27 protein-coding genes are annotated in these 25732 nt (G+C 68.8%); 14 read left to right on the forward strand and 13 right to left on the reverse strand.

What is annotated here, in order from left to right; genetic code table 11:
* Window position 1: 1 nt before the first annotated feature.
* The 8 genes from gspN to gspG form a co-directional block, all read right to left on the reverse strand.
* Complete coding sequence (gene gspN / locus NYP07_RS06595) at window positions 2-892, reverse strand: type II secretion system protein N (RefSeq protein ID WP_268148679.1); 891 nt, start codon at window positions 890-892, stop codon at window positions 2-4.
* Entirely contained in the window at window positions 892-1419 is a 528-nt protein-coding gene (gspM, locus tag NYP07_RS06600) for a type II secretion system protein GspM (protein ID WP_268148681.1), read from the reverse strand. Before gspM ends, gspN begins: the two co-directional genes overlap by 1 nt.
* A complete protein-coding gene (gene gspL / locus NYP07_RS06605) occupies window positions 1419-2663 on the reverse strand; it encodes a type II secretion system protein GspL (protein ID WP_268148683.1) in 1245 nt (414 codons plus the stop codon). Before gspL ends, gspM begins: the two co-directional genes overlap by 1 nt.
* Before the next feature lie 94 nt (window positions 2664-2757).
* Window positions 2758-3732: a type II secretion system minor pseudopilin GspK gene (gene gspK, locus NYP07_RS06610; RefSeq protein ID WP_268148685.1), complete on the reverse strand. Its 975-nt coding sequence runs from the start codon at window positions 3730-3732 to the stop codon at window positions 2758-2760.
* Window positions 3729-4424, reverse strand: coding sequence for a prepilin-type N-terminal cleavage/methylation domain-containing protein (locus tag NYP07_RS06615; protein ID WP_268148687.1), 696 nt, complete (start codon window positions 4422-4424; stop codon window positions 3729-3731). The genes gspK and NYP07_RS06615 overlap by 4 nt, the downstream gene beginning before the upstream one ends.
* Before the next feature lie 149 nt (window positions 4425-4573).
* Window positions 4574-4939: a type II secretion system minor pseudopilin GspI gene (gene gspI, locus NYP07_RS06620; protein ID WP_268148688.1), complete on the reverse strand. Its 366-nt coding sequence runs from the start codon at window positions 4937-4939 to the stop codon at window positions 4574-4576.
* Window positions 4936-5469, reverse strand: coding sequence for a pilus assembly FimT family protein (locus tag NYP07_RS06625; protein ID WP_268148690.1), 534 nt, complete (start codon window positions 5467-5469; stop codon window positions 4936-4938). The genes gspI and NYP07_RS06625 overlap by 4 nt, the downstream gene beginning before the upstream one ends.
* Window positions 5396-5818, reverse strand: coding sequence for a type II secretion system major pseudopilin GspG (gene gspG / locus NYP07_RS06630; RefSeq protein ID WP_378990377.1), 423 nt, complete (start codon window positions 5816-5818; stop codon window positions 5396-5398). The genes NYP07_RS06625 and gspG overlap by 74 nt, the downstream gene beginning before the upstream one ends.
* 51 nt (window positions 5819-5869) lie before the next feature.
* On the opposite strand from gspG, the gene NYP07_RS06635 reads away from it, so the two are divergent.
* Entirely contained in the window at window positions 5870-6478 is a 609-nt protein-coding gene (locus NYP07_RS06635; RefSeq protein WP_268148694.1) for a type II secretion system protein N, read from the forward strand.
* A 12-nt stretch (window positions 6479-6490) separates the two neighbouring features.
* Here the strand turns inward: NYP07_RS06635 and NYP07_RS06640 are convergent, their stop codons facing one another.
* Together NYP07_RS06640 and ilvA are read right to left on the reverse strand one after the other, a co-directional pair.
* Window positions 6491-7564, reverse strand: a complete 1074-nt coding sequence (locus NYP07_RS06640; RefSeq protein ID WP_268148696.1) for a nicotinate-nucleotide--dimethylbenzimidazole phosphoribosyltransferase — start codon at window positions 7562-7564, stop codon at window positions 6491-6493.
* A gap of 33 nt (window positions 7565-7597) precedes the next feature.
* A complete protein-coding gene (ilvA, locus tag NYP07_RS06645; protein ID WP_268149013.1) occupies window positions 7598-9118 on the reverse strand; it encodes a threonine ammonia-lyase, biosynthetic in 1521 nt (506 codons plus the stop codon).
* Between the two features lie 394 nt (window positions 9119-9512).
* Between ilvA and NYP07_RS06650 the strand changes: the two genes are divergently transcribed.
* The gene (locus NYP07_RS06650; protein ID WP_268148698.1) at window positions 9513-9944 is read left to right on the forward strand and encodes an OsmC family protein; all 432 of its coding nucleotides are present in this window, start codon (window positions 9513-9515) and stop codon (window positions 9942-9944) included.
* A gap of 166 nt (window positions 9945-10110) precedes the next feature.
* On the opposite strand, the gene coq7 is transcribed toward NYP07_RS06650, so the two are convergent.
* Window positions 10111-10773 (reverse strand): 2-polyprenyl-3-methyl-6-methoxy-1,4-benzoquinone monooxygenase, encoded by a 663-nt coding sequence (coq7, locus tag NYP07_RS06655; RefSeq protein ID WP_268148700.1) that lies wholly within the window; start codon window positions 10771-10773, stop codon window positions 10111-10113.
* Between the two features lie 196 nt (window positions 10774-10969).
* On the opposite strand from coq7, the gene NYP07_RS06660 reads away from it, so the two are divergent.
* The 6 genes from NYP07_RS06660 to NYP07_RS06685 all read left to right on the forward strand — a co-directional run bounded on the left by NYP07_RS06660 (window position 10970) and on the right by NYP07_RS06685 (window position 17462).
* Window positions 10970-12013 (forward strand): porin, encoded by a 1044-nt coding sequence (locus tag NYP07_RS06660; RefSeq protein ID WP_268148702.1) that lies wholly within the window; start codon window positions 10970-10972, stop codon window positions 12011-12013.
* Window positions 12014-12189: 176 nt separating this feature from the next.
* Complete coding sequence (locus NYP07_RS06665) at window positions 12190-13401, forward strand: porin (protein ID WP_268148704.1); 1212 nt, start codon at window positions 12190-12192, stop codon at window positions 13399-13401.
* 167 nt (window positions 13402-13568) lie between these two features.
* Complete coding sequence (locus NYP07_RS06670) at window positions 13569-14546, forward strand: ABC transporter permease (RefSeq protein WP_268148706.1); 978 nt, start codon at window positions 13569-13571, stop codon at window positions 14544-14546.
* A gap of 2 nt (window positions 14547-14548) precedes the next feature.
* Window positions 14549-15493, forward strand: a complete 945-nt coding sequence (locus NYP07_RS06675; RefSeq protein WP_268148708.1) for an ABC transporter permease — start codon at window positions 14549-14551, stop codon at window positions 15491-15493.
* Complete coding sequence (locus tag NYP07_RS06680) at window positions 15490-16470, forward strand: ABC transporter ATP-binding protein (protein WP_268148710.1); 981 nt, start codon at window positions 15490-15492, stop codon at window positions 16468-16470. Before NYP07_RS06675 ends, NYP07_RS06680 begins: the two co-directional genes overlap by 4 nt.
* On the forward strand, window positions 16467-17462 hold the full coding sequence (locus NYP07_RS06685; RefSeq protein WP_268148712.1) for an ABC transporter ATP-binding protein: 996 nt from the start codon (window positions 16467-16469) through the stop codon (window positions 17460-17462). The genes NYP07_RS06680 and NYP07_RS06685 overlap by 4 nt, the downstream gene beginning before the upstream one ends.
* Here the strand turns inward: NYP07_RS06685 and lptM are convergent, their stop codons facing one another.
* Window positions 17463-17609, reverse strand: a complete 147-nt coding sequence (gene lptM / locus NYP07_RS06690; protein ID WP_268148714.1) for an LPS translocon maturation chaperone LptM — start codon at window positions 17607-17609, stop codon at window positions 17463-17465.
* Window positions 17610-17620: 11 nt separating this feature from the next.
* Between lptM and cyaY the strand changes: the two genes are divergently transcribed.
* Window positions 17621-17953 carry an iron donor protein CyaY gene (gene cyaY / locus NYP07_RS06695; protein WP_268148716.1) on the forward strand — a complete coding sequence of 111 codons (333 nt, stop codon included), beginning with the start codon at window positions 17621-17623 and terminating at the stop codon, window positions 17951-17953.
* On the opposite strand, the gene NYP07_RS06700 is transcribed toward cyaY, so the two are convergent.
* The gene (locus NYP07_RS06700) at window positions 17943-20330 is read right to left on the reverse strand and encodes a penicillin-binding protein 1A (protein WP_268148718.1); all 2388 of its coding nucleotides are present in this window, start codon (window positions 20328-20330) and stop codon (window positions 17943-17945) included. The two genes, cyaY and NYP07_RS06700, sit on opposite strands and share 11 nt — an antisense overlap.
* A gap of 283 nt (window positions 20331-20613) precedes the next feature.
* On the opposite strand from NYP07_RS06700, the gene NYP07_RS06705 reads away from it, so the two are divergent.
* The 5 genes from NYP07_RS06705 to NYP07_RS06725 are packed head-to-tail and all read left to right on the forward strand — an operon-like array spanning window position 20614 to window position 25710.
* Window positions 20614-21693 (forward strand): pilus assembly protein PilM, encoded by a 1080-nt coding sequence (locus NYP07_RS06705; RefSeq protein ID WP_268148720.1) that lies wholly within the window; start codon window positions 20614-20616, stop codon window positions 21691-21693.
* Entirely contained in the window at window positions 21690-22301 is a 612-nt protein-coding gene (locus tag NYP07_RS06710; protein WP_268148722.1) for a PilN domain-containing protein, read from the forward strand. The genes NYP07_RS06705 and NYP07_RS06710 overlap by 4 nt, the downstream gene beginning before the upstream one ends.
* Before the next feature lie 6 nt (window positions 22302-22307).
* Window positions 22308-22997, forward strand: coding sequence for a type IV pilus inner membrane component PilO (locus NYP07_RS06715; RefSeq protein WP_268148724.1), 690 nt, complete (start codon window positions 22308-22310; stop codon window positions 22995-22997).
* A complete protein-coding gene (locus tag NYP07_RS06720; protein WP_268148725.1) occupies window positions 22994-23515 on the forward strand; it encodes a pilus assembly protein PilP in 522 nt (173 codons plus the stop codon). Before NYP07_RS06715 ends, NYP07_RS06720 begins: the two co-directional genes overlap by 4 nt.
* Window positions 23512-25710: a type IV pilus secretin PilQ gene (locus NYP07_RS06725; RefSeq protein WP_378990371.1), complete on the forward strand. Its 2199-nt coding sequence runs from the start codon at window positions 23512-23514 to the stop codon at window positions 25708-25710. Before NYP07_RS06720 ends, NYP07_RS06725 begins: the two co-directional genes overlap by 4 nt.
* The last annotated feature ends 22 nt before the right edge of the window (window positions 25711-25732 follow it).

Raw genomic sequence — 25732 nt, forward strand, 5'->3', positions numbered from 1 at the left:
ATCATCCGATCGTCAAGACGGAGCGCGCCCCCTGGCGGCGTCCGATGATGTTCAGCAGGTTGTTGAGCGCCTCTTCGCGGCCCGGCGCGGCACCGGCCTCGCCGACGAAGCGGCTCTTGCCGCCGCCACCGCTCAGCGTGCCGGCGCCCGAGAGCTGCAGCGCGCCCTCCAGCGTCTGCAGCCGCACATTGCTGACGCCGGCATTGCCCGGGTCGGCCGCGATGCCGAGGCGGTAGCTGCCCAGCGGCGCGACGGTGGACACGCGCGAGGACAGGTTGAGCAGGTCGAGCTGCAGCTCGCCGAACTGGCGCCAGCGGCCCTGCACCGATTCCAGCCTCAGCTCGCGTGCCGACAGGCGCAGCGAGCCGCCGAGCTGCAACGTGTTCCAGGGCGTGCCCAGGCCCGCCAGCAGGCCGGCGGGCAGGCGTGCGAGCCAGTCGGCCCGCGTGTCGACGCTGAGCTCCAGCCGGCCGAAGCCGGGCCTGATGCCGACCAGCAGCTCGCCGTTGATGCAGCAGTCCTGCCGGGCCGCGAGCTGCAGGCCGAGGCCTTTGACGCCCATCTTCCAGCGCAGCCGGCCGGGCAGGGCGGCCGCGTCGCGGCTGCCGGCGCCGCCGGCCAGCACGAGCACGCCCGAGCCGTCCCAGACGCTGCCGCGCGTGTCGACGATGAGCAGATGGCCATCGGTGGCCGAGGCCAGCGCGCGCGCCAGCCAGCCGGCCGGCGCGAACAGCACGAGGGCGATGGCCAGGCCGAGCAGCGCGCCGGCGATGCTCCAGCGCCGCGGCGTGCCGTGGCGCACGGCGCGGCCGGCGGCGGGGGGGCCGCCCAGCACGGAGTCGGTCATCAGCGTCGACTGCGGGGCGGGGGTGGAACGGCGGGGCCAACGCATCAGGCGCCTCCCAGGGTCAGCACCAGGCTGCCCGAATAGCCCTTGGGGCCGCGCGTCAGCTGGGCCTCGACCGGCCGGGCGCGGGCGGCCGAGCGCAGCTCGCCGAGCCAGGCCTGCAGCGCCTCGGGCGGCACGCCGTTGAGCGTGACGACGGCACGGCCGCCGGTCAGGTTCAGGCGCGCGGCCGGGCCGAGGTGCTCGACGGAGGCGGTCAGCGCGGCCTGGGCCTGGGCCGGTGGCACGGCGGGCGCGGCGCGCAGCGCGCGGACCTCCTGGGCCTGGGCCTGCATCTGCTGCAGCTGCAGGTCGAGCTTCTCGAGCTCGGCGGGCGCGGTCTTCAGCGTGCGCAGTGCCGGTGCGAGCAGCAGGCTCCAGGCCAGCAGGGCGCCGAGCAGAGCGGCGACGGCCTGCAGGGCCAGGCGCTCGCGGTCGCCGAGCGTCTTCCAGTGCGCCAGCGCCTGGGCGCGGGCCTGCCGGATGCCGGCGGCGAGCGCGTGGCCGCCGTTGGGGTGGCGGGAGGCGGCCATCAGCTGCGCCCCTGCACGCCGGCGCGGCTGACGGTCAGCTTGCCCTCGCTGGCATCCAGCCGCCAGCCTTCGCTCTGCAGCTGGGTGCGGAAGTTGTCGATCTGCGGCTGGCTCCAGCCCTGGGCCGACAGCGTCAGCCGGCCGGGCTCGAAGGCCAGCGCGTCGGTGGGCGGGCGGTCGCCGGGCCAGGCGGTCGCGGCGGCGGCCAGCAGGGCTTCGAGGTCCAGCTCGCCGATGCTGCCGGCGCTGGCGCGCAGCAGGTCGAGGTTCTTCTGCATCTGCACCGGTGGGTCCAGCGGGTCGTGGATCTGCGGGAAGGCGCCGGTCAGCGTGGCGGAGACGGCGGCGCGCCTGTCCTTGACCTCGCCGTTCTGCCGCCAGGCCCACAGGTTCAGGCCCAGCAGCTGCACCAGCGCGAGCGCGACGATGCCGTGGCGCACCGGCTGCCAGGGCTTGCGCATCAGCGCGCGCGTGACGAGGCGCAGCGCGCGCGTGCCGCGGGCTCGCGGTGCGAGGTCGAACTGGCGCAGGTTCCAGGCGCTGTCGACGACGGCCAGCGCGCGCTGGGCCGGCGTCTGCACGGCGACGGTGGTGCCCAGCCAGCGCTCGGCCGCGGTCGCGACGCCGGCTGTGGCCGTCCATTGCGCCGCGTGCACGAGGCCGGGCGGGAAGAGCTGGCGCGCCAGGCCGCCGCCGAGCGGCAGCGTCGCGACGCCGTCCGCATGGCTCCAGCGCAGCGCGATGCCGTCGGCGCCCGACTCGAAGAAGTGGCCGCGGGCCGGCTCCTCCGGCCAGGCCAGCGGCGCGACGCGGTCGACGAAGACCTGGGCCGCGTCGAGCTGGGCGAGGTGGTCGGCCAGCCAGGGCCGCGACGTGATGGCGACCCAGGCGGTGTCGCCGCCGGAGGCGTCGGGTTCGAGCGCGAAGTGCAGGGCCTCGGGCTCGTCGAGCAGGGCCTCCTCCAGCTTGCCGGCCAGGGCCGCGCGCATCTGGCGGCCGGCGCGCGGCAGCTCGACGCGGCGCCAGCTGATGTCGGACTCGGGCACGACGGCGACGACGGTGTCGGCCGCCGGCAGCCGGGCCGCGTCGGCGCGGCCCTCGCGCAGGATCTGGCGGCCGTCCGAGGTCAGCGCGTAGTCGTACTCGCGCGCCGCGTTCGCACGCGGCGCATCGGCCGCGGGTGTGGCTTGGCCCGGCGCGCGCAGGCGCGGTCGGGGAGGCAGGAGAAGCAGCAGCGTACTCATGGGGTCGGGTGGGCGCGGCGCATTCTAGGAGTGGGCCATGACGGTACCGGCCGGAATCAGGGGCTGGCGGTGAAGATCTGTTGCTGTTTCAGGATCAGGGCTTGTCCCGATCCAGCAGCTGGTTGATGCGCTCGCGCGCCAGCACGACCATGTTCAGGCCCTGGCGTTCGATCAGCGAGCGCTGTTCGAGCTGGCGCTCGTCCAGGCGCAGCCGGCCGGTGACGACGAAGAAGGACGAGTCCACCGACGCGCGGCCGGCGTCGATCGGCACGCTGGCGGGCAGGTAGGCCTTGGCCTCTTCCACGGTCTGCAGCGGCCTGGCCTTGCGGCCCTGCACGACGCGCTCGGCCGAGGCCAGGTCCACGCCGTCGAACAGCGCCGCGATGACCTCGCGCGGCGCGGTGTTCAGGTTGACCGCCGTCGGCTTGGGCAGCAGCACGACATAGGGCTGCAGCCGCGCGATGGTGTCGGCGTCCAGGCCCAGCCAGCCGAGCTCGTCCACGCCGGCCGGCCGCAGCGGGCCGCTGTCGCTGGTGTCCGGCGCGCTGGCGCCGCTTGCCGCGGCCGGGAAGGCAGCGCGCAGGCCCGCGATGATGACGCCGGCCGTGCCCGGCGGCGCGTTGATCTGGCTGCACAGCCGCTCCAGCACGCGCTTTTCCAGTTCGGGCACCTGGGGGCCGCCGAGCAGGTGGCGCAGGTTGTAGCGGGACTGCGCGTCCTCGATGTTGCCGGACAGGAAGGCCTCGGGGCCGTCGTCGGCGCTGGCGCCGTTGTCGGCGGCCAGGAAGGTGGACAGCCGTGACTCGGCCAGCGGCACGGCCCAGGGCTCGCCGAGGTGGTCGACGGGCTTGTTGCGGTTCTGCTTGGCGTCCTCCAGCAGGATCAGCCGCGCCCAGTCGAGGGCGCCCTGCAGGATCCAGCTGCTCTGCGCGCGGGCGCGGTCGGCGGCCTCGATCTGCACCGCGCGGTACTGCTGCCAGACCATGCCGGCCGCCAGGCTGGCGATCAGCGTGACGATGATCATGGCCGTCAGCAGCGCCGCGCCGCGTTGATGGGCGCGATGCGTCATCGGACGGTGACCTCGAGTTCGCGCGTCAGCGTGCCGGCCAGGCCGCTGCCCTCGGCGAACTGCATCGCGACGCGCAGGCCGGTGGGCAGCGCCTGCACCGTCTGCTTGGCGTTGACGGGGCCGGCGTTGGCATTGGCCGCGGTGCCGGTGGACTGGCAGTTGCTCCAGGCATTGCCCCAGTAGCAGTAGAACTGCCAGGCGGCGACGCCGTCGAAGGCGCGCAGCGCCGGGTTGCGCGCGTCCAGCTGCTGCAGGCCGCGCTGGCGCTGGTCTTCCAGGTCCTGCACGGTGCGCAGGGCCGGGCTTTCCCAGCGCCACAGGCTGCCCTCGCGCAGGCGCCAGACGACGAGCTGCAGGCCGGCGGGGGCCTGGCGGGTCAGCAGCAGGCTGCCGCCGTCGAAGGCCAGCGGCCGCACCGGGCTGTGGCTGTCCTGCAGCGCGCGCAGGTCGGCCTCCCACTGCGCCAGCACGGTCTGCAGCCGCGCGGTCTGGGCCAGCCGCCGCTGGGCGATCTCGCGGCTCTTCACGAGGGCGTCGATGCCGCGCCAGGCCATGGCCGCCATCGTCGCCATGACGACGAGGGCGACCAGCACCTCGACGAGCGTGAAGCCGCGGTCTTGCGGGCCGAGCGCCGGGCCGCTCCCAAGCCGGCCCGCGCTGGCGATGTGCTTGCGGCTCGATGTCGCAAGCATCGCCGTCCCCTCGGGGGCTGAGGCCGGACACAGGGCGCCCTGTGGGCGGCCTGTGCCTGCCGAAGAGCTGCGGCGCGAGCCGCTGCGCGGTCTGCAAGACCGACTGGGCTTGCCCGCGTTCAGCGGGGCAAGACTGGGCGAGGGGCACATCAGAGCTTGCCCATGATGGTGGACAGGCTCAGCACGGGCTGGCCCTGGTCGTTGGCGACGGCGGCGTCGACGCGGCGGAAGTTGGGGTTGGGCGTCGGGCTGACCTTGAGTTTGCCGTCGTAGCTGCGGCCGAGCTGCTCGCAGCTGAAGGGCGATTCGCCGATGTCGGGGAACTGATGGGTCAGGCGCAGCTCGGTCAGCAGGTTCTCGGCGCACCACTGCGCGGCGCTGACCTCGGCCAGGCGCTCGGCGTTGTGGGTCAGCGCGCCGGCGGCCTTGATGCCGGCGCCCAGCGCGATGGCGACGATGACGAGGGCCACCAGCACCTCGATCAGCGTGAAGCCGCGGGTGGCGTGCGGGCTCATTGCGGCGCGACGATGTCGAAGGCCGACAGGCCGTCGGTGCCGAGCACGAGCAGCTGCTCGCCCAGCCGCAGCCGCAGCCGCTGGGCCGGGATGATGGGCTCGGGGCCAAGGCTGACGCCGGGGTTGGCGGCCGTCGCGTTCTCGACCTGCACGGCCACCGGTTCGCCCAGCCAGCGCGTGGGCAGCCGCAGCGTGCGCGGCAGGCCCTCGAAGCGGAAGTCGTCGCCGCTCTTCAGGCCTTTGGGTACCCAGCGCACGGCCAGGCCGGAGGCGCGGCTTTCGGCGCGCGCCGTCTCCAGCAGGGCCGCGAGGCGCTGGGCCTCGCGCTGCAGCTGCAGCTCGGCGGGGTCGCGCAGCGACAGCGTGACCGTCGCGCTGACGATGGCGATCAGCGCGACCACGACGAGCAGTTCGATCAGGGTGAAGCCGCCGGACGCCCGACGGGCGCGGCGCGGCTCACTGCCAGGAGCCGATGTCGGCGTCACGGCCTTCGCCGCCGGCGCGGCCGTCGGCGCCGAAGCTGTAGACATCGACCTCGCCCTTCACGCCGGGGTTGGCGTACTGGTAGGGATGGCCCCAGGGGTCGTTGGGCAGCTTGTCGAGATAGGGCTTCCAGTTCGGCGGCGGCGTGCCGGCGGTGGGCTTGTGCACCAGGGCGTCCAGGCCCTGCTCGGCGCTGGGGTAGCGCTGGTTGTCGAGCTTGTAGAGCTTGAGGGCCTGCATCAGGTTGTTCACGTCGGTGCGCGCCGCGGTGACGCGGGCGTCCTCGGCGCGGTCCAGCACGCTGGGCACCACCAGGGCGGCCAGGATGCCGATGATGACGAGCACGACCAGCAGTTCGATCAGCGTGAAGCCGCGGGCGAGGGAGGAACGACGCATGACGGGCATGAGGAGCACAGGGCTGCGGTGAGCGGGCCATCATAATGGGCCATGCTTGCTCGAATGATGGCGTTGACGGTGTGGCTGCTGCTGGGCAGCTCGGTGGCCTATTGGGGCCTGCAGCTGTTCGCGCGGCCGCTGCCGATGCCGGAATCGGTGCTGCCGGCCGGCGAGGTGCGTGCGGCCCAGGTGGACCTGGGGCGGCTGCTGGGCGTGACGGCGGCCGAGGCCGCTGCCGAGCCCGAGGCGCCGTCGACGCGGCTGCGCCTGCTGGGCGTCGTCGCGCCGAAGAATGCCCGTGCGGCCGAGGCCGGCGAGGGCGTCGCGCTGATCGAGGTGGACGGCGTGGCGCGCACGGTGCGCGTCGGCGCCGTGGTCGACGGCGAGCTGCGGCTGGCGCGCGTCGATGCGCGCAGCGCCAGCCTCGGCCGCGCCGGCCAGGCGCCCAGCCAGGTGCTGCAGATCAGCCCGCCGGCCGCGCCGGCCACGGGTTCGCTGCCACTGGCCGCGCCTTCGCCCGTGGTGCTGGGCGGCAACCCGCCGGGCAGCATGAACGTGGGCCCGCCGCCGGGGCGCACGCCGGCGCCGGTGCCGGGCGTGGCGCCTTCGGTCTACGGCATGCCGCTGGCCGCGTCGGCCAACCACGCCGAGCAGCAGTAATCCAGGGGCGCCTCAGGCGCCGGGCGTCGGCACGTTGGCGCCGTGTTCGTGCCGTGCGGTGAGGCGGGCCTCGGCGACCTCGTGCAGGTCGGTCAGCAGGGCCGCCGCCGAGCGGATCATGGGCCAGGCCAGCGCGGCACCGGTGCCGTCGGCGCTGTCCATGCCCAGCTCCAGCAGGGCCGAGGCGCGGAACAGCGCCAGGGCCTCGTCCAGGCCGCGGTGCACATGGCTGCGGCAGAACACTGCGTAGTCGGTCACCGGCGTGCAGATCAGCGAGGCCAGCTTGAGCGCGGCGCAGGCGGCGATGCCGTCGACGATGATGAGGCTGCGCTTGCTGGCCGCGACGAGCATGGCGCCGACCATGACGGCGAGCTCGTGGCCGCCGAAGGCCGCCAGCAGGTCCATCGGTTCCCTGGCGTCGCGGTGGCGGGCCAGCGCGCCGTGCAGCACGTCGAGCAGGTGGACGAGGTCGTCCTGGCGCATGGCCGGGCCGGAGACGACGAAGTCGCGCACCGGCTGGTCGGCCAGCCGCGACAGGATCAGGGCTGCGCATTCGGCCGAGCCCTGGCCCATGCCGGCGCAGGCCAGCACATTGCCGGGCAGGTTGTCGGCGATCTCCATGCCGACGCGCACACCGGCATGGGCCTGCTCCGGGCTCATCGCGTGGGCGGTGCGCGCGTTGCGCGTGCCGTGGGCGACCTTGCGGGCCAGCAGGCGCGCGTGCGGAGGCAGGTTCTCGGCCACGCCGCAGTCGACGACGGTCAGGTGCAGGCCCTGCAGGCGCGCGAACACCGACACCGGCAGCTGGGCGTGCAGGGCCATCTGCACCTGGTCGCGGGTCGCGCGGCCCCACTGGGTGCCGACGCCGTCGACGACGATGCCGTGGTCGGACGCGAACAGCGCCAGGACGGGGTCGCGGAAGCGCGGCGTCAGGCTGTTCTGCACCAGGCCCAGGCGCACGGCCAGCGGCTCCAGCTCGCCCAGGCCGCCAGCGATGGCCGAGCGGCGGTCGACGCGGTCGCGCAGGGCCTTCTCAAGCTCGGGGCTGGCGGTGGGGGAGATCAGCGACTGTTGGGCAACGGTCATGGCGCAGGCGGATGCAAACCCCCGGATTTCAACTCAAGCCAGGAACAAGCGGTAGGCCGGGTTGGCGGTTTCGTCCTCGAAGGGGTAGTTCAGGCCGGCGAGGAAGTCGCGCAGCGCGGCGGCGTCGCCACGCGGCACCTGGATGCCGACGAGGATGCGGCCGTAGTCCGCGCCCTGGTTGCGGTAGTGGAAGAGGCTGATGTTCCAGTCCGGGTGCATGCTGGACAGGAACTTCATCAGCGCGCCGGGCCGCTCGGGGAAGACGAAGCGGTAGAGGCGCTCGTCGCGGGCCAGCTCGCTGCGGCCGCCGACCATGTGGCGCACATGCTGCTTGGCGAGTTCGTCGGTGGTCAGGTCCAGCGTCTCGAAGCCGGCCTTCGTGAAGTTGCGCGCGAGCTTGGCGGCGTCGTCGGGCTTGGCGGTCGCGACGCCGACGAAGATGTGGGCGACGTTGGCGTCCGCGATGCGGTAGTTGAACTCGGTCACGCTGCGCGGGCCCAGCAGCTCGCAGAAGCGCTTGAAGCTGCCGCGTGCCTCGGGGATGGTGACGGCGAACAGGGCCTCGCGATGCTCGCCGACCTCGGCCCGCTCGGCGACGAAGCGCAGGCGGTCGAAGTTCATGTTGGCGCCGCAGGTGATGGCGATCAGCGTCTGGCCCTTGGCGCCGGTCGTCGCCGCGTACTGCTTGACGGCGGCGACGCTCATCGCGCCCGAGGGCTCCAGGATGGAGCGCGTGTCCTCGAAGACGTCCTTGATGGCCGCGCAGACGGCGTCGGTGTCGACGACGATGTAGTCGTCCACCAGCTCGCGGGCGATGCGGAAGGTCTCCTCGCCGACCAGCTTGACGGCGGTGCCGTCGGCGAACAGGCCGACGTCGTTGAGCTGCACGCGCTTGCCGGCCCTGACCGAACGCAGCATGGCGTCGGAGTCGGTGGTCTGCACGCCGATGATCTTGATCTCGGGGCGCAGCGCCTTCACGTAGGCGGCCACGCCGGAGATCAGGCCGCCGCCGCCGATGGCGACGAAGATCGCGTCGATGGGGCCGGGGTGCTGGCGCAGCAGCTCCATCGCGATCGTGCCCTGGCCGGCGATGACGTCGGGGTCGTCGAAGGGGTGGACGAAGGTCAGGCTCTGCTCGCGCTCCAGCTCCAGCGCATGGCCGTAGGCGTCGGTGAAGCTCTCGCCGAACAGCACGACCTCGCCGCCATGGCCCTTGACCGCGTCGACCTTGACCTGGGGCGTCGTCACCGGCATCACGATGACGGCCCGGCAGCCGAGCTTTTTGGCCGACAGCGCGACGCCCTGGGCATGGTTGCCGGCGGATGCGCAGATGACGCCGGCGGCGCGCTGCTCAGCCGTCAGATGGGCCATCTTGTTGTAGGCGCCACGCAGCTTGAAACTGAAGACGGCCTGCTCGTCCTCGCGCTTGAGCCAGACCTTGTTGGCGAGGCGCCTGGACAGCTTGGGCGCGGCCGCGAGCTCGGTTTCGCGGGCCACTTCGTAGACCCGGGCGTTCAGGATGCGCTGCAGATAGCTGCTGCCGGGCGGCAGCATCGCGGGCACCTGGGCGGCGGCCTTGGTCACGGGCGGGCGGCGGCGCGAGGGGGCGCTCATCGGGTCTCCATGCAGTCTTGTTGCGGCGCCGCATGATAAGAGACGCACCCTTCGCAACCGGCGTCGCGTCGCTTGCGGCGCGGATGGGCCTGTTGGCAACGGGCTGCAGGCCCGGGGCGCGTCAGCGCCAGGCGATTCGCGCAGCGGGTCGCTTGCCAACTGACCAGCAAAAAAAACCCGAGCTCTTGCAAGCTCGGGTTGAATCCACCATGGAGGCGGTGGAGGAGACAATCGGTGCGAAAGCGTTTTCGCTTGGTTGGCAGTTTAGCGCCGAGTTATGCTGCGCCGCAATATTTTTTCTGTGAACGAATTGGAGCTTTGACTCTAGACCTCTATGGAATGCACTGTCAGTTGGTTGGGGGCCGAGGGGCCGAGCGGCATGAGCTTCGTCGCCGAGACGGGGAGCGGCCACGTGCTGTCCATGGACGGCGCGCCGGACGGTGGCGGGCGCAACCTGGCGCCGCGCCCGATGGAAACCGTGCTGGCCGGCACCGGCGGCTGCACGGCCTATGACGTCGTGCTGATCCTGAAGCGGGGCCGCCACGACGTGCGCGGCTGCAAGGTGGTGCTGAAGGCCGAGCGCGCCACCAGCGACCCCAAGGTCTTCACGGCCATCCATTTCCACTTCGTCGTCAGCGGCAAGGGGCTGAAGCCCGAGATCGTCGAGCGTGCCATCGCGCTGTCGCACGAAAAGTATTGCTCGGCCACGGCGATGCTGGCCAAGACCTCGGCCATCAGCACCTCCTTCGAGATCGCCGAGGCCTGAGAGGTTGAGAGTCTTTCACCCATGCCCGCCTTGCACGCCAAAACACCCCCGCTCGTCGTTGCAAATGCTCGCCATAGCCCGAGCTATGGCTGTGCTTTGCGCCTAGTTCGAGGGCGTTTTGACGCGCCTTTCGGGCGCGGCCGAAAAACTCTCAACCTCTGACGGGTCAAACGTGGTGGGCCACGGTCGTCATGACCCTGGCCGCAGCGCGCATCAGGCCCCGGATCGGGGCGGGCAGAGGCAGCGCGCCGGCCGCCAGTGCCGCGTCGGCATGTTCGGCTTCCTCGCGTTTCATCTGGTCGACTATGGCGCGTGACGGCGCATCGTCGGCGGGCAGGCGGTCCAGGTGGGAGGCCAGATGCGCCTCGACCTGACGCTCGGTCTCGACGACGAAGCCCAGGCTCCATTTGTCGCCGGCCAGCCCGGCCAGGCTGCCCCAGGCAAAGGCGCCGGCCCACCAGAGCGGTGCGAGATGGCTGGTGTGGGTGTCCAGTTCGGCGACGCGTTCGGCGGTCCAGGCCAGGTGGTCGAGTTCTTCCTGCGCGGCCTTCTCGAAGTGCTGCCGCAACTCATCGCTGCGGCTGAACAGCGCCTGCGACTGGTAGAGCGCCTGGGCGCAGATCTCGCCGACGTGGTTGACCCGCATCAGTGCGCCGGCCTCGCGGGTGTCGGCTGGCGGCAACTGCGTCGCCGGCAGGCCCGCGGCAGGCGACGGGCGGGTGGCCCGCGCCGTCGTGAAGACCGTGCGCAGGCCGGCGTCCAGCGCGCACAGGCAACGGTCGCCCAGGCTCAGGCTGTGGAGATGGGGTGGGCTTGCGAGCGATTGCATTCAGTTGGCCAATGTTTCAATGAAGAAATCGTGACATCAGAGCGGCGTTGTGGTTGAACAACGGCAACACACAATTTCATATCCGTAAATTCCCCAGGGGGCGAAACCTGTAGTGGAATATGCCCACTTCCTCACAGGAGGTAAGTCGCTGTGCCCTGTGCGGCCGGCGACTCGGATGAATACCTAGGAGTATCGAATGAAGAAAGCTCTGATTGCCCTGGCCGTCCTCGGCCTGACCGGCGGTGCCGCCGTCGCGCAATCCTCGGTCACCCTGTTCGGCGTCATCGACGCTGACATGAAGTACGTCAAGACTGGCGACCTCAAGCTGAAGAAGCTGGACTCCAGCGGCCTGAGCACCAGCCGTTTCGGCGTCAAGGGCGTTGAAGACCTCGGCGGCGGCCTGAAGGCCGGCTTCTGGCTGGAGTCTGAAGTCGCCACGGATACCGGCGCTGGTGGCAGCACCGTCAACGGCAGCAACGCCTTCTGGGGCCGCCGTTCGACCGTCAGCCTGATGGGCGAATTCGGTGAAATCCGCCTGGGCCGCTACAAGACGGCGACCCGCCTGCACATCGAAGACTTCGACCCGTACTCGGGTACCGGCCTCGGCGACGTGACCAAGGTCATCGCCGACAAGACCGCCCTCGGCACGCTGAGCGGTACGCAGAGTGGCACGTTCACGCGCGCCAGCAACATGGTCAGCTACGAGACGCCCAAGGATCTGGGTGGCTTCTACGGCGCCGCCGATGTCGCCGCCGGCGAAGGCGACGGCAGCAACAAGATGCAGGACATCCGCCTGGGCTACAAGGAGGGTCCGGTCCATGTGTCCGCGGCCTTCTCCAGCAACGGCACCGGCACGAAGTACAAGGTGTCCAGCATCGCCGGTTCGTATGACTTCAGCGGCATCAAGCCCGCTCTGATGTACACGACCACCGAAGCCGGTGACGCCAAGATCAAGGCCGTGACCGCCGCCCTGACCTGGAGCCTCGGCCAGGGTCAGCTGCAGACCTCGTTCACGAACTCCAGCGCCAACACGGCTGCCCAGGCAATCGTCGGCGGCGATGCGAAGCTGTTCGCGATCGGCTACATCTACAGCCTGTCGAAGCGCACCTCGCTGTACACGACCTTCGCCCAGATCGACAACAAGGACGGCGCCAAGTACACGCTGGGCGGCGCTCCTGCTGCGACGGCTGGTGGCCAGAAGTCCAGCGGCTTCGACGTCGGTATCCGCCACAGCTTCTGATCCCGCGCGGCCCTCGGGCCGTTGCGCATCAGCCAAGCCGCCTTCGAGCGGCTTTTCCATTTGTCCCGCAGGAGACAGGGGAATTGCTGTGGAAATTCAGCAACAGGCGCCGCGGTGTGGCAAGGCGCTTCGCTGAGAATGAATCAGCTGATTATTCTTAGCAGGAGACAACCTTGATGAAAAAAGCTTCCCTGGCCGTTGCTGTCCTGGCCGCCAGCACTTCGGCCGCCTGGGCCCAATCCAGCGTGACCCTGTACGGCATCGTCGATTCGGCCGTGCGCTACACGAGCAATGCCAATCCTGGCGTCTCGACCAAGCAACTGATCCCTGGCGGCATGTCGCAAAGCCGCCTGGGGGTGAATGTCACCGAGGACATGGGCGGGGGATTCAAGGCACTGGTCAACCTGGAGCACCGCTTCAATTCCGACACCGGCACCGTGGCTGCCGCCGAGTTCTGGCGCCAGTCCTGGGTCGGTCTGCAGTCCAGTGACTTTGGCCAGATCCGCCTCGGCCGCCAGTACAACATCCTGTTCGATCTCTACACGTCGAGCTTCGCGTCGTTCCGCTACTCGCCCTATATCGAGGCCTACAAGCCCGAGATGGGCCTGTCCATGGCGGCCCGCCAGGACAATATGGTGAAGTACCTGGCCCAGGTCGGCAACGTCTACGGCGAGATCCAGGTCAGCGCCGGGGAAGGCCAGTCGGGTGCCGCCGCCATCGCTCCGAACAAGACCATCGGCGCCATGCTGCGCTACAACGACGGTACCTGGGCCGTGGGCGGCGCCTATCTGCAGGCCACCGAGCAGACGGGCAAGAAGGTCAAGGGCACCGTCTTCGGCGCTTCCTACACGGACGGCCCGCTGTACGTCAATGCGTCCTGGGGGCAGAATAAGTTCGACAACTTCTACGATCTGCTCGACCAGTCCAGCGGTCCAGCGTTTGCGGCGTCCGCCGCGACCAACGGAGCCTTCGACATTGGCGTGAAGACCCGTGGCGCCTATACCTCAGGCTTGCTGGGTGCCAACGTCTTCAACCTGGCCTCGGTCGACATCAAGACGCGCAACATGCTGATGTTCGGCGCCACCTACCAGCTGACGCCCCAGCTGAACCTCGGTGCGAACGTCTGGCTGACCCGGCAGACGCATTACGGCAGCCAGGACAATCTGGCTGCGCCGTTCGCTGCTGCGCTGGCGGCCAAGGGGCTGTCGACCAGCGCCTCGACGACGGACAAGGCCAGTTTCTTCGCCTTCGTGGCCGACTACGCCTTCTCCAAGCGCACGGACGCTTATTTCGAGTTCGATCACACCAATGTGAGCGGGAATGTCACCTTCGGTAACGGCATGACCAGCCGCGACGGCGTGACGGTCGGCCTGCGTCACCGCTTCTGATCCTGGGCTGTTCGCCTCTTGCCGACGGGCCGCGCGAGCGGCCCGTTTTTATTGGGGCTGCGGAGTGATGGCCGTCTAGGGCTTTCCCTTTTGCCCTGTAGGTTGGGCGAAGCCATGATGCGCGCTTCGCCGGTTGGGGCTGGTCACGGCCGCGGACGAGTCCTCACATGCTGGTTTTCCTCCTCCGCCGCCTGGCCCAGGCCCTTGTCGTCATGCTGTCGGTGGCCTTCATCGCCTTCATGCTGTTCCAGTACGTCGGCGATCCGGTCACCAACCTGCTGGGCCAGGACGCGACCGAGGCGCAGCGCGCCGCGCTGCGCAGGGATCTGGGGCTGGACCAACCCTTCCCGGTGCAGTTCGCGCGCTTTGTCGTGAATGCGGTGCAGGGCGAGTTCGGCATCAGCCTGCGCCAGGGGCGCAAGGTGTCGACGCTGATCGGCGAGCGTTTCCCGGCGACGCTGGAGCTTGCCGTCGTCGCCGGCGCGATCGCCCTCGGGCTGGGCATTCCGCTGGGGGTCTATGCGGCGCTGCGGCGCGGCAAGGCCAGTGCGCAGCTGTTGATGACGGGCACCCTCTTCGGCGTCAGCCTGCCCAACTTCGTCATCGGCATCGTGCTGATCTGGGTTTTCGCGGTCGAGCTGAAGTGGCTGCCGAGCTTCGGCCGCGGCGAGGTTGTCGCCTTCGGCGCGTGGACCTCGGGACTGCTGACGCGCGACGGCCTGCTGCATCTGATCCTGCCGGCCTTCACGCTGTCGGCCTTCCAGCTGACGCTGATCATGCGCCTCGTGCGCGCGGAGATGCTGGAGGTGCTGCGCACGGACTACATCCGCTTCGCGCGGGCCCGCGGGCTGAGCGACCGCAGCGTCTACTTCGGCCATGCGCTGAAGAACACGCTGGTGCCGGTCATCACGATCACGGGCCTGCAGCTCGGCTCGCTGATCGCCTTCGCCATCATCACCGAGCAGGTCTTCCAGTGGCCCGGCATGGGCCTGCTCTTCATCCAGGCGGTGCAGTTCGCCGACATCCCCGTGATGGCGGCCTATCTCTGCCTGATCTCGCTGATCTTCGTCGTCATCAACCTCGGCGTGGATCTGCTCTATTTCGTCGTCGACCCGCGCCTGCGCGTCGACGGCGGGGCTCATTGACGATGGCAGCCGACGCCAATCCCAATCCGACGCCGTCGGCCGCCGCGCTGCGCGGTTTCTTCGACGGCGATGTCTGGCATTCCTTCCGCTCGTCGCCGGTGGCGATGGCGGCGGCCGTCATCGCGCTGGTCTGCCTGTGCTGCGCGCTGTTCGCCGATGTCGTCGCGCCGCACAAGCCCTTCGACCTCGCGACGCTGGAACTGATGGATTCGCTGAAGCCGCCGGCATGGGTGGAAGGCGGCGAGGCCAAATACCTGCTCGGCACCGATGGCCAGGGCCGCGACATCCTGTCCGCGCTGATGTATGGCACGCGCATCTCGCTGCTGGTGGGCATCGCGTCGGTACTGCTGTCCATGCTGATCGGTGTCGGCCTCGGCCTGCTGGCGGGCTTTGTCGGCGGGCGTGTGGACGCCTTCGTCATGCGCGTCTGCGACGTGATGCTGTCCTTCCCGTCCATCCTCGTCGCGCTGATGATCAGCGGCGTCGGCCGCAGCCTGTTCCCGCAGGCGCCCGATGCGCTGGCCTTCGTCGTGCTGGTGCTGGCCATCGCGCTGACGGGCTGGGTGCAGTACGCGCGCACCGTGCGCGGCTCGACGCTGGTCGAGCGCAACAAGGAATATGTGCAGGCGGCGCGCGTCATCGGCGTCGGGCCGCTGCGCATCATGGGCCGGCATGTACTGCCCAATGTGCTCGGGCCGGTCCTCGTGCTGGCCACGATCCAGATCGCCTCGGCCATCATCACCGAGGCCACGCTGTCCTTCCTCGGCGTCGGCGTGCCGGTCACGAGCCCGTCGCTGGGCACGCTGATCCGCAACGGCAACGACACGCTGTTCTCCGGCGAATGGTGGATCACCGCCTGGCCCAGCCTGACGCTGGTGCTGATCACGCTCAGCGTGAACCTGCTCGGCGACTGGCTGCGCGACGCGCTGAACCCGAGGCTGCGATGACGGCGCCGCTGCTCGAAGTCAGCCACCTGCGGGTGGAATTCCCGACCCGCCACGGCAGGCTGCTGGCGCTGGACGACATCTCGTTGGCCATCGGGCCGGGCGAGATCCTCGGTGTCGTCGGCGAGTCCGGCGCCGGCAAGTCGCTCACCGGGGCGGCCATCATCGGCTTGCTCGACCCGCCGGGCCGCATCGCTGCCGGCGAGATCCGGCTGGCGGGGCGGCGCATCGACAACCTGCCCTACCAGCAGATGCGCCGCGTGCGCGGCCGCGAGATCGGCGCCATCTTCCAGGACCCGCTGACCTCGCTGAACCCGCTCTACACCGTGGGCCGCCAGCTCGTCGAAACCATCACGACCCACCTCGACCTGACAACAGCCCAGGCGCGCGTGCGGGCCATCGAGTTGCTGGCCTCCACCGGCATCCCGGCGCCCGAGGCGCGCGTCGACCACTACCCGCACCAGTTCTCCGGTGGCATGCGCCAGCGGGTCGTCATCGCGCTGGCGCTGGCGGCCAAGCCCAAGCTCATCGTGGCCGACGAGCCGACGACGGCACTCGACGTCTCCATCCAGGCGCAGATCATTGCGCTGCTGAAGCAGGTCTGCCGGGAGCAGGGCGCCGCCGTCATGCTGGTCACGCACGACATGGGCGTCATCGCCGAGACCTGTGACCGCGTCGTCGTCATGTATGCCGGCCGCATCGCCGAGACCGGCCCGGTGGCCGACGTGATCCACCGGCCGGCCCACCCCTACACGGTGGGGCTGATGGGGGCCATCCCGGCCATGGACGAGGATCGCGAGCGCCTGCTGCAGATCGACGGTGCGATGCCGCGGCTAACGGCCATTCCGGGCGGCTGCGCCTTCAACCCGCGCTGCCCGCATGCGGACGACCGCTGCCGCACGCAGCGCCCCGAACTGGCGGCGGCGGGGGCGACCCAGGCGGCCTGCTGGAAGCCCATCACGCTGGAGGCCGCGCGATGAGCGCCCCTCTCGTCGAGGTGCAGGACCTCGCCAAGGTGTTCGACGTGTCGCCGCCCTGGCTGAACCGGCTGGTCGAGCGCAAGCCCAGGGCCTTCGTGCATGCGGTGGACGGCGTGTCCTTCGCGATCGAGCGTGGCAAGACGCTGGCCCTGGTCGGCGAGAGCGGCTGCGGCAAGAGCACCGTCGCGCGCCTGCTCGTCGGCCTGCATGGCGCGACGCGTGGCGTGGTGCGCTTCGATGGCGAGGACGTCGCGCGGGCCTCGGCCGGCACGCAGCAGCAGTTGCGCCGCCGCATGCAGATGATTTTCCAGGACCCCTATGCGTCGCTGAACCCGCGCTGGAAGGTGCTGGATATCGTTGCCGAGCCGCTGCGCGAGCATGGCCTCGTGAAGGGCGACGCCGAGGCGAGGCAGCGCGTCGGCGAATTGCTTGCTTCCGTGGGCCTGAACCCGGCGGATGCTGAGAAATTTCCGCACCAGTTCTCGGGCGGCCAGCGCCAGCGCATCTCCATCGCGCGGGCGCTGGCCAGCCGGCCCGAGTTCCTGGTCTGCGACGAGCCCACATCGGCGTTGGACGTGTCGGTGCAGGCCCAGGTTCTCAACCTGATGAAGGACCTGCAGCGCGAGCATGGGCTGACCTATCTCTTCATCTCGCACAACCTCGCCGTCGTGCGCCATGTGGCCGACCGGGTCGGCGTCATGTACCTGGGCCGCCTCGTCGAGATGGCCGGCAAGGCCGAGCTGTTCGCCCGGCCCAGCCACCCCTACACCCGCATGCTGCTGGATGCGATCCCCGACATCCACATGACCGGCCGCGCCCGGACGCCGGTGCAGGGCGAGGTGCCCAACCCGCTGCAGCCGCCGAGCGGCTGCAGCTTCCACCCGCGCTGCCCCTTGGCCGACGAGCGCTGTAGGCGCGAGCGCCCCGAGCTGCTGGAGATCCGGGGCGTCCGCGTGGCCTGCCACGCGGTGCAAGAGGGCAGGGCGGGCTGATCAGCGCGGCGCCGAGGCGGGCGCGGAGGCCGCGGCGGCCGGCTTGGGCAGGGTCAGCGGGCCTTTCTGGCCACAACCCGCAAGGGCGGTAAGGGTGATCGCCAGGGCGATCAGGCGCCCCCCTACACTGACGGTAGTCTTCTTCATCCGCCCAGTTTATGTCCCTGTCCGACGCCGACTACCACGCTAAGGCCCATGCCCTGCTCGCCCGCATCGAGGCGCAGATCGATGCCTGGCTCGAAGACGACGTGGTCGACATCGACACCCACCGCACGGGCGGTCTGCTGGAGCTCAGCATGCCCGGCGGCAGCAAGATCGTGCTGAACACCCAGCCGCCGCTGCAGGAGATCTGGCTGGCCGCGCGCGCCGGCGGCTACCACTTCAAGTGGGATGGCGCGCAGTGGGTGGACCGCGAGGGCCAGGAGTTCTGCGCGCGGCTGTCGCGCTGCGCCAGCGAGCAGGCCGGCCAGGCGCTGAGCTTCAGCGTTTGAAGAGGTCGAGGATCGACTTCTTCTCTTCCTCCGTGGCCGCGCCCGGCACGTTGGGTTCGTTGGACAGTTCGCGCACGCCGCTCGTGCCCGAATACTCCTCGTAGAACCATTCGCCATTCACGTTGACGACGCCTTCGGGCGGCGTCACCTCGTCGACGGCCTTGTTCTTCAGCGCGTACTGCATGTACTCGATCCAGACCGGCAGGCTCAGGCCGCCGCCGGTCTCTCGGTCGCCGAGCTTGCGCGGCTGGTCGTAGCCGATCCAGACGACGGCGGCGAGCTCCTTCTGGTAGCCGGCGAACCAGGCGTCCATGGAGTCGTTGGTCGTGCCGGTCTTGCCGTAGATGTCGGGGCGCTTCAGCATGGCCTGGGCGCGTGCCGCCGTGCCGCTGCGCGTGACCTCCTGCAGCAGGCTGCTCATCATGAAGGCATTGCGCGGCTCGATGGCGCGGGCGCCGTCGGCCAGCGTCGTCGGCAGGGCCTCGTAGAGCAGCTTGCCCTTGTTGTCCGTGATCTTCGCGATCAGCTGCGGGCTCACGCGATAGCCGCCGTTGGCGAACACCGAATAGGCCTGGGCCATCTGCATCGGCGTCACCGAGCCGGCGCCGAGCGCCATCGTCAGATAGGCCGGATGCTTCTCGGCCTCGAAGCCGAAGCGCGTGATCCAGTCCTGCGCATAGCGCACGCCGATGGAGTGCAGGATGCGGATGGACACCATGTTCTTGGACTTGGCCAGCGCGGTGCGCAGCGGCATCGGGCCCTCGAACTTGCCGTCGTAGTTCTTGGGCTCCCAGGGCTGGCTGCCGGTCACGCCGGCATCGAAGAACAGCGGCGCGTCGTTGACGACGGTGGCCGGCGTGAAGCCCTTCTCCAGCGCGGCCGAGTAGATGAAGGGCTTGAAGCTGGAGCCCGGCTGGCGCCAGGCCTGGGTCACGTGGTTGAACTTGTTCTTGTTGTAGTCGAAGCCGCCCACCATCGCATGCACCTGGCCGCTGCGCGGGTCCAGGGACACGAAGGCGCCCTCGACCTCGGGCAACTGCGTGATGGTCCACTCGCCGCCGTCCTTTTGCTTTGAGCCCTTGACGACGCGGATGACGGCGCCGCGGCGGATGCGGGTCTTGGGGTTGCCCTTGTCCGACAGGCCCGAGGTGGCGGGCTTGAGGCCGTCGCCGGTGATGGTGATGTTCTCGCCGCTCTGCAGCACGGCGGTGACCTTCTTCGGGTCGGCGTCGAGCACGACGGCCGCCAGCAGCTCGTCGTTGGCGGGGTGGTCGGCCAGGGCCTCGGCGATGCGGGGGTCCAGTTCCTTGGCATCGCCGGGCAGGTCGGCGTAGGCCTCGGGGCCGCGGTAGACCTGGCGCTTCTCGTAGTCCAGGATGCCGCGGCGCAGCGCGCGGTAGGCGCTGTTCTGCTCGGCGCTGTTCAGCGTCAGATAGACGTTGAGGCCGCGCGAATAGGCCTCGTCGCCGTACTGGCTGAAGATCAGCTGGCGCGCCGCCTCGGCGACGAACTCGGCATGCGAGACGGACTCGCTCACCGGCCGGATGCGCAGCTTCTCGGCTTTGGCCTCGTCGCGCTGTTCCTCGGTGATGTAGCCGGTCTCGTACATCCGCTCGATGATGTATTGCTGGCGGATGGTCGCGCGCTTGGGGTTGTTGATCGGGTTGTAGGCCGACGGCGCCTTGGGCAGGCCGGCCAGCATCGCGGCCTCGGCGACGCTGAGCTTGTCCAGCGGCTTGCCGAAATAGACCTCGCTGGCGGCCGCGAAGCCGTGCGCCCGGTGGCCCAGGAAGATCTGGTTCATGTAGATCTCGAGGATCTTCTCCTTGGACAGCGCCGACTCGATCTTCAGCGCCAGCAGGATTTCGTAGATCTTGCGCGTGAAGGTCTTCTCGGTGGACAGGTAGAAGTTGCGCGCCACCTGCATCGTGATCGTCGACGCGCCCTGGCTGCGCGACTCGCCGACGTTGGCCAGGCCGGCGCGGATGACGCCCAGATAGTCCACGCCGCCGTGCTGGTAGAAGCGCGCGTCCTCGATGGCCAGCACGGCTTCCTGCATGACCTTGGGGATCTGCTGGATCGGCAGGTAGCTGCGTCTCTCCTCGCCAAATTCGCCCAGCAGCACGCCGTCGCTGGACAGCACGCGCATGGGCAGCTTGGGGCGGTAGTCGGTCAGGCCGCTGATGTCCGGCAGATTGGGGTAGGCCAGGGACAGTGCCAGACCGAGCAGCAGGGCCACGGCGGCGGCGCCACCGGCCAGCAACCCCAGGCCCCACAGGGCCCAGCGTGCCAGGCGCTTGCCGAAGGTGGGGGAGGGCTTGCCGGCGGCGGCTGCGGTGGAGGGGCTGTGCGCAGCGGATCGGGGCTTGTCGTTCATGTGCCGGCGAGGCGCGCCCGCAGGCGCGTGGGGAGGAGGCGGCGGATTATAGGAAGCGCCATCGCCGCGGCGGCTATACGAAGAGCGGGAGTAAACGGTGTGCCAAACGACCGCTTCCCCTGTGTTTTTCATGAGCTTGCAAGTCAGTTGATTCGTGTATGTTTAGCAACGTGGCGTTACCAGCTCGCGCCGGATTTCCGTTCGGCGTCAACGGCTTTGCTGCTAGCATTCAAGTAACTTATTAATAGTCTGATACGTTGCTCGCGTATCGGGGACAAAGGGCATGGGAATACTTGACGCACTTTTGGGTCGCAAGCACCCTCCCCTGATTGGCCTGGATATCAGTTCCTCCAGTGTCAAGCTGGTGGAACTGAGCCAGACCAATGGTGGCGAATTCGTGCTGGAGCGTTTCGCCAGCGAGCCCTTCGAGAAGGGCTGGATCGCCGACGGCCAAATCGAGAAGTTCGACGAGGTGGCCGATGCCGTGCGCCGCGTTGTCGCGCGTAGCGGCTCCAAGACCCGCGACGCCGCGCTGGCCATGCCCCAGTCGGCCGTCATCACGAAGAAGATCATGCTGCCCGCCGGCCTGCGCGAGGAAGAGCTCGAACTACAGGTCGAGGCCGAGGCCAATCAATACATCCCGTTCTCGCTCGACGAGGTGAGCCTGGATTTCTGCGTCATCGGCCCGAGCCCGACGTCGGTGGGGGACGTGGAGGTGCTGATCGCCGCGTCGCGCAAGGACCGCGTGCAGGACCGCCAGGGCCTGGCCGAGGCGGCCGGCCTGCGCCCCGTTGTGCTGGACATCGAGTCGCATGCGTCGCGCATGGCAATGGGCCGGCTCGTCGCGGCCCTGCCCAACGAAGGCAAGGATGCGCTGGTGGCGCTGTTCGAGATCGGTGCCGACACGACCAGCCTCAAGGTGCTGCGCGACGAGGAACTGCTTTACGACCGCGACCAGTCTTTCGGCGGCTCGCAGCTGACCAGCCTGATCTCGCGCCAATACGGCTTTTCCTTCGAGGAGGCCGAGCAGAAGAAGCTGGCCGGCGACCTGCCGGAGGACTACGACACCAGCGTGCTCGGTCCCTTCGTTGACAGCCTGTCGCAGGAGATCGGCCGGGCGTTGCAGTACTTCTTCACCAGCACGCCGCATCACAAGGTGCATTACGTGATGCTGGCCGGCGGCACGGCCACGCTGCCGGGGCTCAAGGAGCGCGTCACCGACCTGACCGGCTTTGCCTGCATGGTGGTCAATCCCTTCGAGAACATGACCATCGGGGCCGCCGTGCGCGAGTCCAAGCTGCGGCGTGAGGCGCCGTCCTATCTGACGGCCTGTGGCCTCGCGATGCGGAGGTTCTTCCAGTGATCCTGATCAACCTGCTGCCTTACCGCGAGGAGCGGCGCAAGCGGCGCAAGGCGGCCTTCTTCGCCGGCCTCGGCCTGGCTGCGTTGGTTGGTGCCGGCTTGGTCGTGGCGGCCTATCTGCTGCTGGAGTTCCTGACCCAGGAGCAGAGAGAGCACAACCAGTACATCCAGTCCGCCGTCACGCAGTTGGAGTCGCAGATCAAGGACATCGCCAACCTGAAGGCCGAGATCGAGTCGCTGAAGTCGCGCCAGAAGGCCGTCGAAGACCTGCAGACCGACCGCAACACGCCGGTGCAACTGCTCAACGACCTGGCCCGGCTGGCGCCCGAGGGCATCTACCTGACCGCCATCCGCCAGGACAACAAGCTGGTCACCGTCAGCGGCATTGCGCAGACCAACGAGCGCGTGTCCGAGTTCCTGCGCAATGTGTCGCGCAGCTCCGAATGGCTGGAGAAGCCCGATCTCATCGAGGTCAAGCTCGCCAACGTCACCACCAACACGCGGGACCAGCGTCGTCTGCTGGATTTCTCGATGAAGGTTTCGATCAAGGCGCCGCCGAGCGAGGCGACGCCAGGCATGCCGGCAGCTTCCGGCCCGAAGAAGACCTGATCGACCATGGCCATCACCACGCCCAAGATCGACCTGAACGCCTGGTTCGCCGGAGTCACCAGCCAGTTCCAGGGACTCAATCCCAAGGAGCCGGGCCAGTGGCCCCTGGCCCCCAAGCTCGCGGCCTCGCTGGTCGTCATGATCGCCGTCGTCGTTGCCGGCTATGTGTTCGTGCTGTCCGACGTCCAGGCCGGCCTGGACGCGGAAGTCGCCCGCGAGCCCCAGCTGCGCCAGGACTACAAGACCAAGCTGGCCCAGGCAGTCAACCTGCCGGAACTGCGCAAGCAGAAGAGCCAGGTCGAGGAATACGTGACCCAGCTCGAGAAGCAGCTGCCGGGCAAGGCCGAGATCGACTCGCTGCTGTCCGACATCAGCAGCGCCGGCGTCGGCCGCGGCCTGCAGTTCGAGCTCTTCCGCCCGGGCCAGGTGCTCGTCAAGGATTACTACGCGGAGCTGCCGATCGCGGTGAAGGTGTCGGGTCGCTATCACGACATCGGCGCCTTCGCGGCTGACGTGTCCAACCTGTCGCGCATCGTGACGCTGAACAACCTTGTCGTCGTGGCGCCTGCCACCCGTGACCCCAATGGCACGCTCAGCATGGAAGCGACGGCCCGCACCTATCGCTATCTCGACGCGTCGGAGGTGGCGGACCAGAGGAAGGCTGCCGCCGCCGCCAAGGCCGGAGGCAAGAAATGAAGCGCCTGCTGATTCCCCTCGTGGCGCTGATGCTGGTCGGCTGCGGCAGCGACATCGAAGAACTGCGCCAATGGATGGAGCAGCAGCGCAAGGAAACCAAGCCGAGCGTCACGCCGCTGCTGCCGCCCAAGAAGTTCCTGCCCCAGCCCTATGAGGCCGGTTCGAGCGTGGATCCCTTCAGTGCGCAGAAGCTCAGCGTCGCGATCAAGCAGGAAGCGGCGCAGCCGAACTCGCTGTTGACGGCCGAAATCAACCGTCGCAAGGAACCGCTTGAGGCCTATCCGCTGGACAACATGAGCATGGTCGGCAGCCTGACGCGCGACAAGCAGCGCTATGCGCTGCTGCGCGTCGACAGCCTGCTCTACCAAGTCAAGGCCGGGGACTACCTTGGCCAGAACTTCGGCCGCATCACCAAGATCAGCGAGACCGAAATCACGTTGCGAGAAGTCGTCCAGGACGCTGCGGGCGAGTGGATCGAGCGCACCAGTACCCTCCAGCTACAGGAGAAGGGACGATGAAGACATTGCAGGAGAACAAGTCGATGGGCCGTGGCTGGTTGCTGGGAATCGCCTGCTCTCTGTTGGGCGCGTCTGCGGCCTGGGCCGAGCCCCAGATCCAGGCGATCAACATGAGCCAGCAGGCGGGTGTGGACATCGTCCGCATCGAATTGAGCGAACCGCTGGCCGCCGTGCCCACGGGGTTCACGATCCAATCGCCGCCGCGCGTCGCGATCGACCTCCCGGGCGTGGGCAATGCCCTGGGGCGCAACGCCATCGAGCTCAACCAGGGCAATCTGCGCTCAGCCAACATCGCCCAGGCCGGGGACCGCGCCCGCGTCGTGCTGAACCTGCGCCAGGCCTCGAACTACCAGGCCAAGCTGGAAGGCAATGCGCTGGTGATCTCGCTGGGTTCGAGCGGGGTGCAGCAGGCCCAGGCCCCTGGCGAGCCCGTGCACTTCGCGCAGAGCCTGAATAGCGCGCCCCAGGCGCTGCGCGACATCGACTTCCGTCGTGGCGCCGAAGGCACCGGTCGCGTCATCGTCAACCTGCCGAGCAATCAGGTCGGCGTCGACATCCAGCAGCAGGGGCACAGCCTGATCGTGGAGTTCCTGCGGTCCAGCCTGCCGGAGAACCTGCGCCGCAAGATCGACGTGACCGACTTCGGCACGCCGGTGCAGATGATCACGACGACCCAGGCGGGTGACCGCGTGCGCATGGTCGTCGAGCCCAAGGGCAACTGGGAGCACAGCGCCTACCAGAGCGACAACCAGTTCGTGCTCGAAGTGCGGCCGCAGAAGGTCGACCCCAACAAGCTGACGCAGGGGCCGGGCTTTGCCGGCGATAAGCTGTCGCTGAACTTCCAGAACATCGAAGTGCGGGCGTTGTTGCAGGTCATTGCCGACTTCACCAACTTCAACGTCGTCACCAGCGACACGGTGACGGGCAACGTCACGTTGCGCCTGAAGGATGTCCCCTGGGACCAGGCCCTGGACATCATCATGCAGGCCAAGGGGCTGGGCCTGAAGAAATCCGGCAATGTGCTGTGGATCGCGCCCAAGGACGAACTGGCGGCCAAGGAAAAGCTGGACCTCGAATCCAAGGCGGCCATCGCGCAACTGGAACCTCTGCGCAGCCAGTCTTTCCAGCTCAACTATGTGAAGGCCGAGGAGATCGCCAAGGGCCTGGCCGGCCAGAGCATTGGTGCCGGGAGCGGCAGCAATGGCAGCAGCAACAGCGGCGGCAACAGCAGCAGCTCGGGTACCGGTACGCGCATCTTGTCGCCGCGCGGCAGCGTGATTTCCGAGTCGCGCACCAACCAGCTCTTCGTGTCGGACATCCCGAGCAAGCTCGAAGAGATCCAGGCCATGATCGCGAAGATCGACGTGCCGGTGCGCCAGGTGCTGATCGAGGCCCGCATCGTCGAGGCCAACGACAAGTTCGGTCGAGCGCTGGGTGTCAAGCTCGGAGCCAACGACCTGCGCGGCCAGCAGGGGGGCATCCCGGGCTACAGCGTCGGTGGCGGCAACTACGTGACCATCGGCGGCAACTACAACGGCGTCGGCTCGCAGACCAACCAGGGCGTCACGGCGAACTACAACAACACGCAGTTCATCAATATGCCTGCCAACGTCTCGTCCGACAGTTTCAGCGGCGGCACGGCGGCGCAGGTGGCGTTGTCGCTGTTCAGTGCAACGGCCAACCGCTTCCTGAACCTGGAACTGTCGGCGTTGGAGTCCGATGGCAAGGGCAAGGTCGTGTCCAGCCCGCGCATCATCACGGCGGACCAGGTCAAGGCCGTCATCGAGCAGGGCGAGGAACTGCCCTACCAGGTGGCCACCGCCAGTGGCGCGACCTCGATTGCCTTCCGCAAGGCCAACCTCAAGCTTGAGGTGACGCCGCAGATCACGCCCGAAGGCAGCGTCATCCTGAACGTCGATGTCAACAAGGACAGCCGCGGCACGCTGACGCCCCAGGGCTACGCCATCAACACCAAGCATGCGCAGACGCAGGTGCTGGTCGAGAACGGCGGCACCGTCGTCATCGGTGGCATCTACACCCAGGACGAGGGCGAGACGGTCAACAAGGTGCCGCTGCTTGGCGACGTGCCCTTGCTGGGCAACCTGTTCAAGAACACGGTTCGCACGTCCAGCAAGACCGAGTTGTTGATCTTCCTGACGCCCAAGGTCGTCAGCGAGCGCACGGCAGTGCGTTGAAGCAAGCCTGTAAATTGACGAT

This window comes from Pelomonas aquatica (assembly GCF_026712205.1).
GTDB classification, from domain to species: domain Bacteria; phylum Pseudomonadota; class Gammaproteobacteria; order Burkholderiales; family Burkholderiaceae_C; genus Pelomonas; species Pelomonas aquatica.

Coding starts and splice junctions, on each gene's coding strand:
- NYP07_RS06700 (WP_268148718.1), bottom strand. CDS start 20,330: ATGAACGACAAGCCCCGATCCGCTGCGCACAGCCCCTCCACCGCAGCC.
- NYP07_RS06640 (WP_268148696.1), bottom strand. CDS start 7,564: ATGACCGTTGCCCAACAGTCGCTGATCTCCCCCACCGCCAGCCCCGAG.
- NYP07_RS06675 (WP_268148708.1), top strand. CDS start 14,549: ATGGCAGCCGACGCCAATCCCAATCCGACGCCGTCGGCCGCCGCGCTG.
- coq7 (WP_268148700.1), bottom strand. CDS start 10,773: ATGCAATCGCTCGCAAGCCCACCCCATCTCCACAGCCTGAGCCTGGGC.
- ilvA (WP_268149013.1), bottom strand. CDS start 9,118: ATGCTGCCGCCCGGCAGCAGCTATCTGCAGCGCATCCTGAACGCCCGG.
- NYP07_RS06715 (WP_268148724.1), top strand. CDS start 22,308: ATGGCCATCACCACGCCCAAGATCGACCTGAACGCCTGGTTCGCCGGA.
- lptM (WP_268148714.1), bottom strand. CDS start 17,609: ATGAAGAAGACTACCGTCAGTGTAGGGGGGCGCCTGATCGCCCTGGCG.
- cyaY (WP_268148716.1), top strand. CDS start 17,621: ATGTCCCTGTCCGACGCCGACTACCACGCTAAGGCCCATGCCCTGCTC.
- NYP07_RS06720 (WP_268148725.1), top strand. CDS start 22,994: ATGAAGCGCCTGCTGATTCCCCTCGTGGCGCTGATGCTGGTCGGCTGC.
- NYP07_RS06685 (WP_268148712.1), top strand. CDS start 16,467: ATGAGCGCCCCTCTCGTCGAGGTGCAGGACCTCGCCAAGGTGTTCGAC.
- NYP07_RS06615 (WP_268148687.1), bottom strand. CDS start 4,424: ATGCTTGCGACATCGAGCCGCAAGCACATCGCCAGCGCGGGCCGGCTT.
- gspL (WP_268148683.1), bottom strand. CDS start 2,663: ATGAGTACGCTGCTGCTTCTCCTGCCTCCCCGACCGCGCCTGCGCGCG.
- NYP07_RS06660 (WP_268148702.1), top strand. CDS start 10,970: ATGAAGAAAGCTCTGATTGCCCTGGCCGTCCTCGGCCTGACCGGCGGT.
- NYP07_RS06725 (WP_378990371.1), top strand. CDS start 23,512: ATGAAGACATTGCAGGAGAACAAGTCGATGGGCCGTGGCTGGTTGCTG.
- gspG (WP_378990377.1), bottom strand. CDS start 5,818: ATGCGTCGTTCCTCCCTCGCCCGCGGCTTCACGCTGATCGAACTGCTG.
- NYP07_RS06625 (WP_268148690.1), bottom strand. CDS start 5,469: ATGTCTACAGCTTCGGCGCCGACGGCCGCGCCGGCGGCGAAGGCCGTG.
- gspI (WP_268148688.1), bottom strand. CDS start 4,939: ATGAGCCCGCACGCCACCCGCGGCTTCACGCTGATCGAGGTGCTGGTG.
- gspN (WP_268148679.1), bottom strand. CDS start 892: ATGCGTTGGCCCCGCCGTTCCACCCCCGCCCCGCAGTCGACGCTGATG.
- NYP07_RS06665 (WP_268148704.1), top strand. CDS start 12,190: ATGAAAAAAGCTTCCCTGGCCGTTGCTGTCCTGGCCGCCAGCACTTCG.
- NYP07_RS06670 (WP_268148706.1), top strand. CDS start 13,569: ATGCTGGTTTTCCTCCTCCGCCGCCTGGCCCAGGCCCTTGTCGTCATG.
- gspM (WP_268148681.1), bottom strand. CDS start 1,419: ATGGCCGCCTCCCGCCACCCCAACGGCGGCCACGCGCTCGCCGCCGGC.
- NYP07_RS06635 (WP_268148694.1), top strand. CDS start 5,870: ATGCTTGCTCGAATGATGGCGTTGACGGTGTGGCTGCTGCTGGGCAGC.
- gspK (WP_268148685.1), bottom strand. CDS start 3,732: ATGACGCATCGCGCCCATCAACGCGGCGCGGCGCTGCTGACGGCCATG.
- NYP07_RS06650 (WP_268148698.1), top strand. CDS start 9,513: ATGGAATGCACTGTCAGTTGGTTGGGGGCCGAGGGGCCGAGCGGCATG.
- NYP07_RS06705 (WP_268148720.1), top strand. CDS start 20,614: ATGGGAATACTTGACGCACTTTTGGGTCGCAAGCACCCTCCCCTGATT.
- NYP07_RS06680 (WP_268148710.1), top strand. CDS start 15,490: ATGACGGCGCCGCTGCTCGAAGTCAGCCACCTGCGGGTGGAATTCCCG.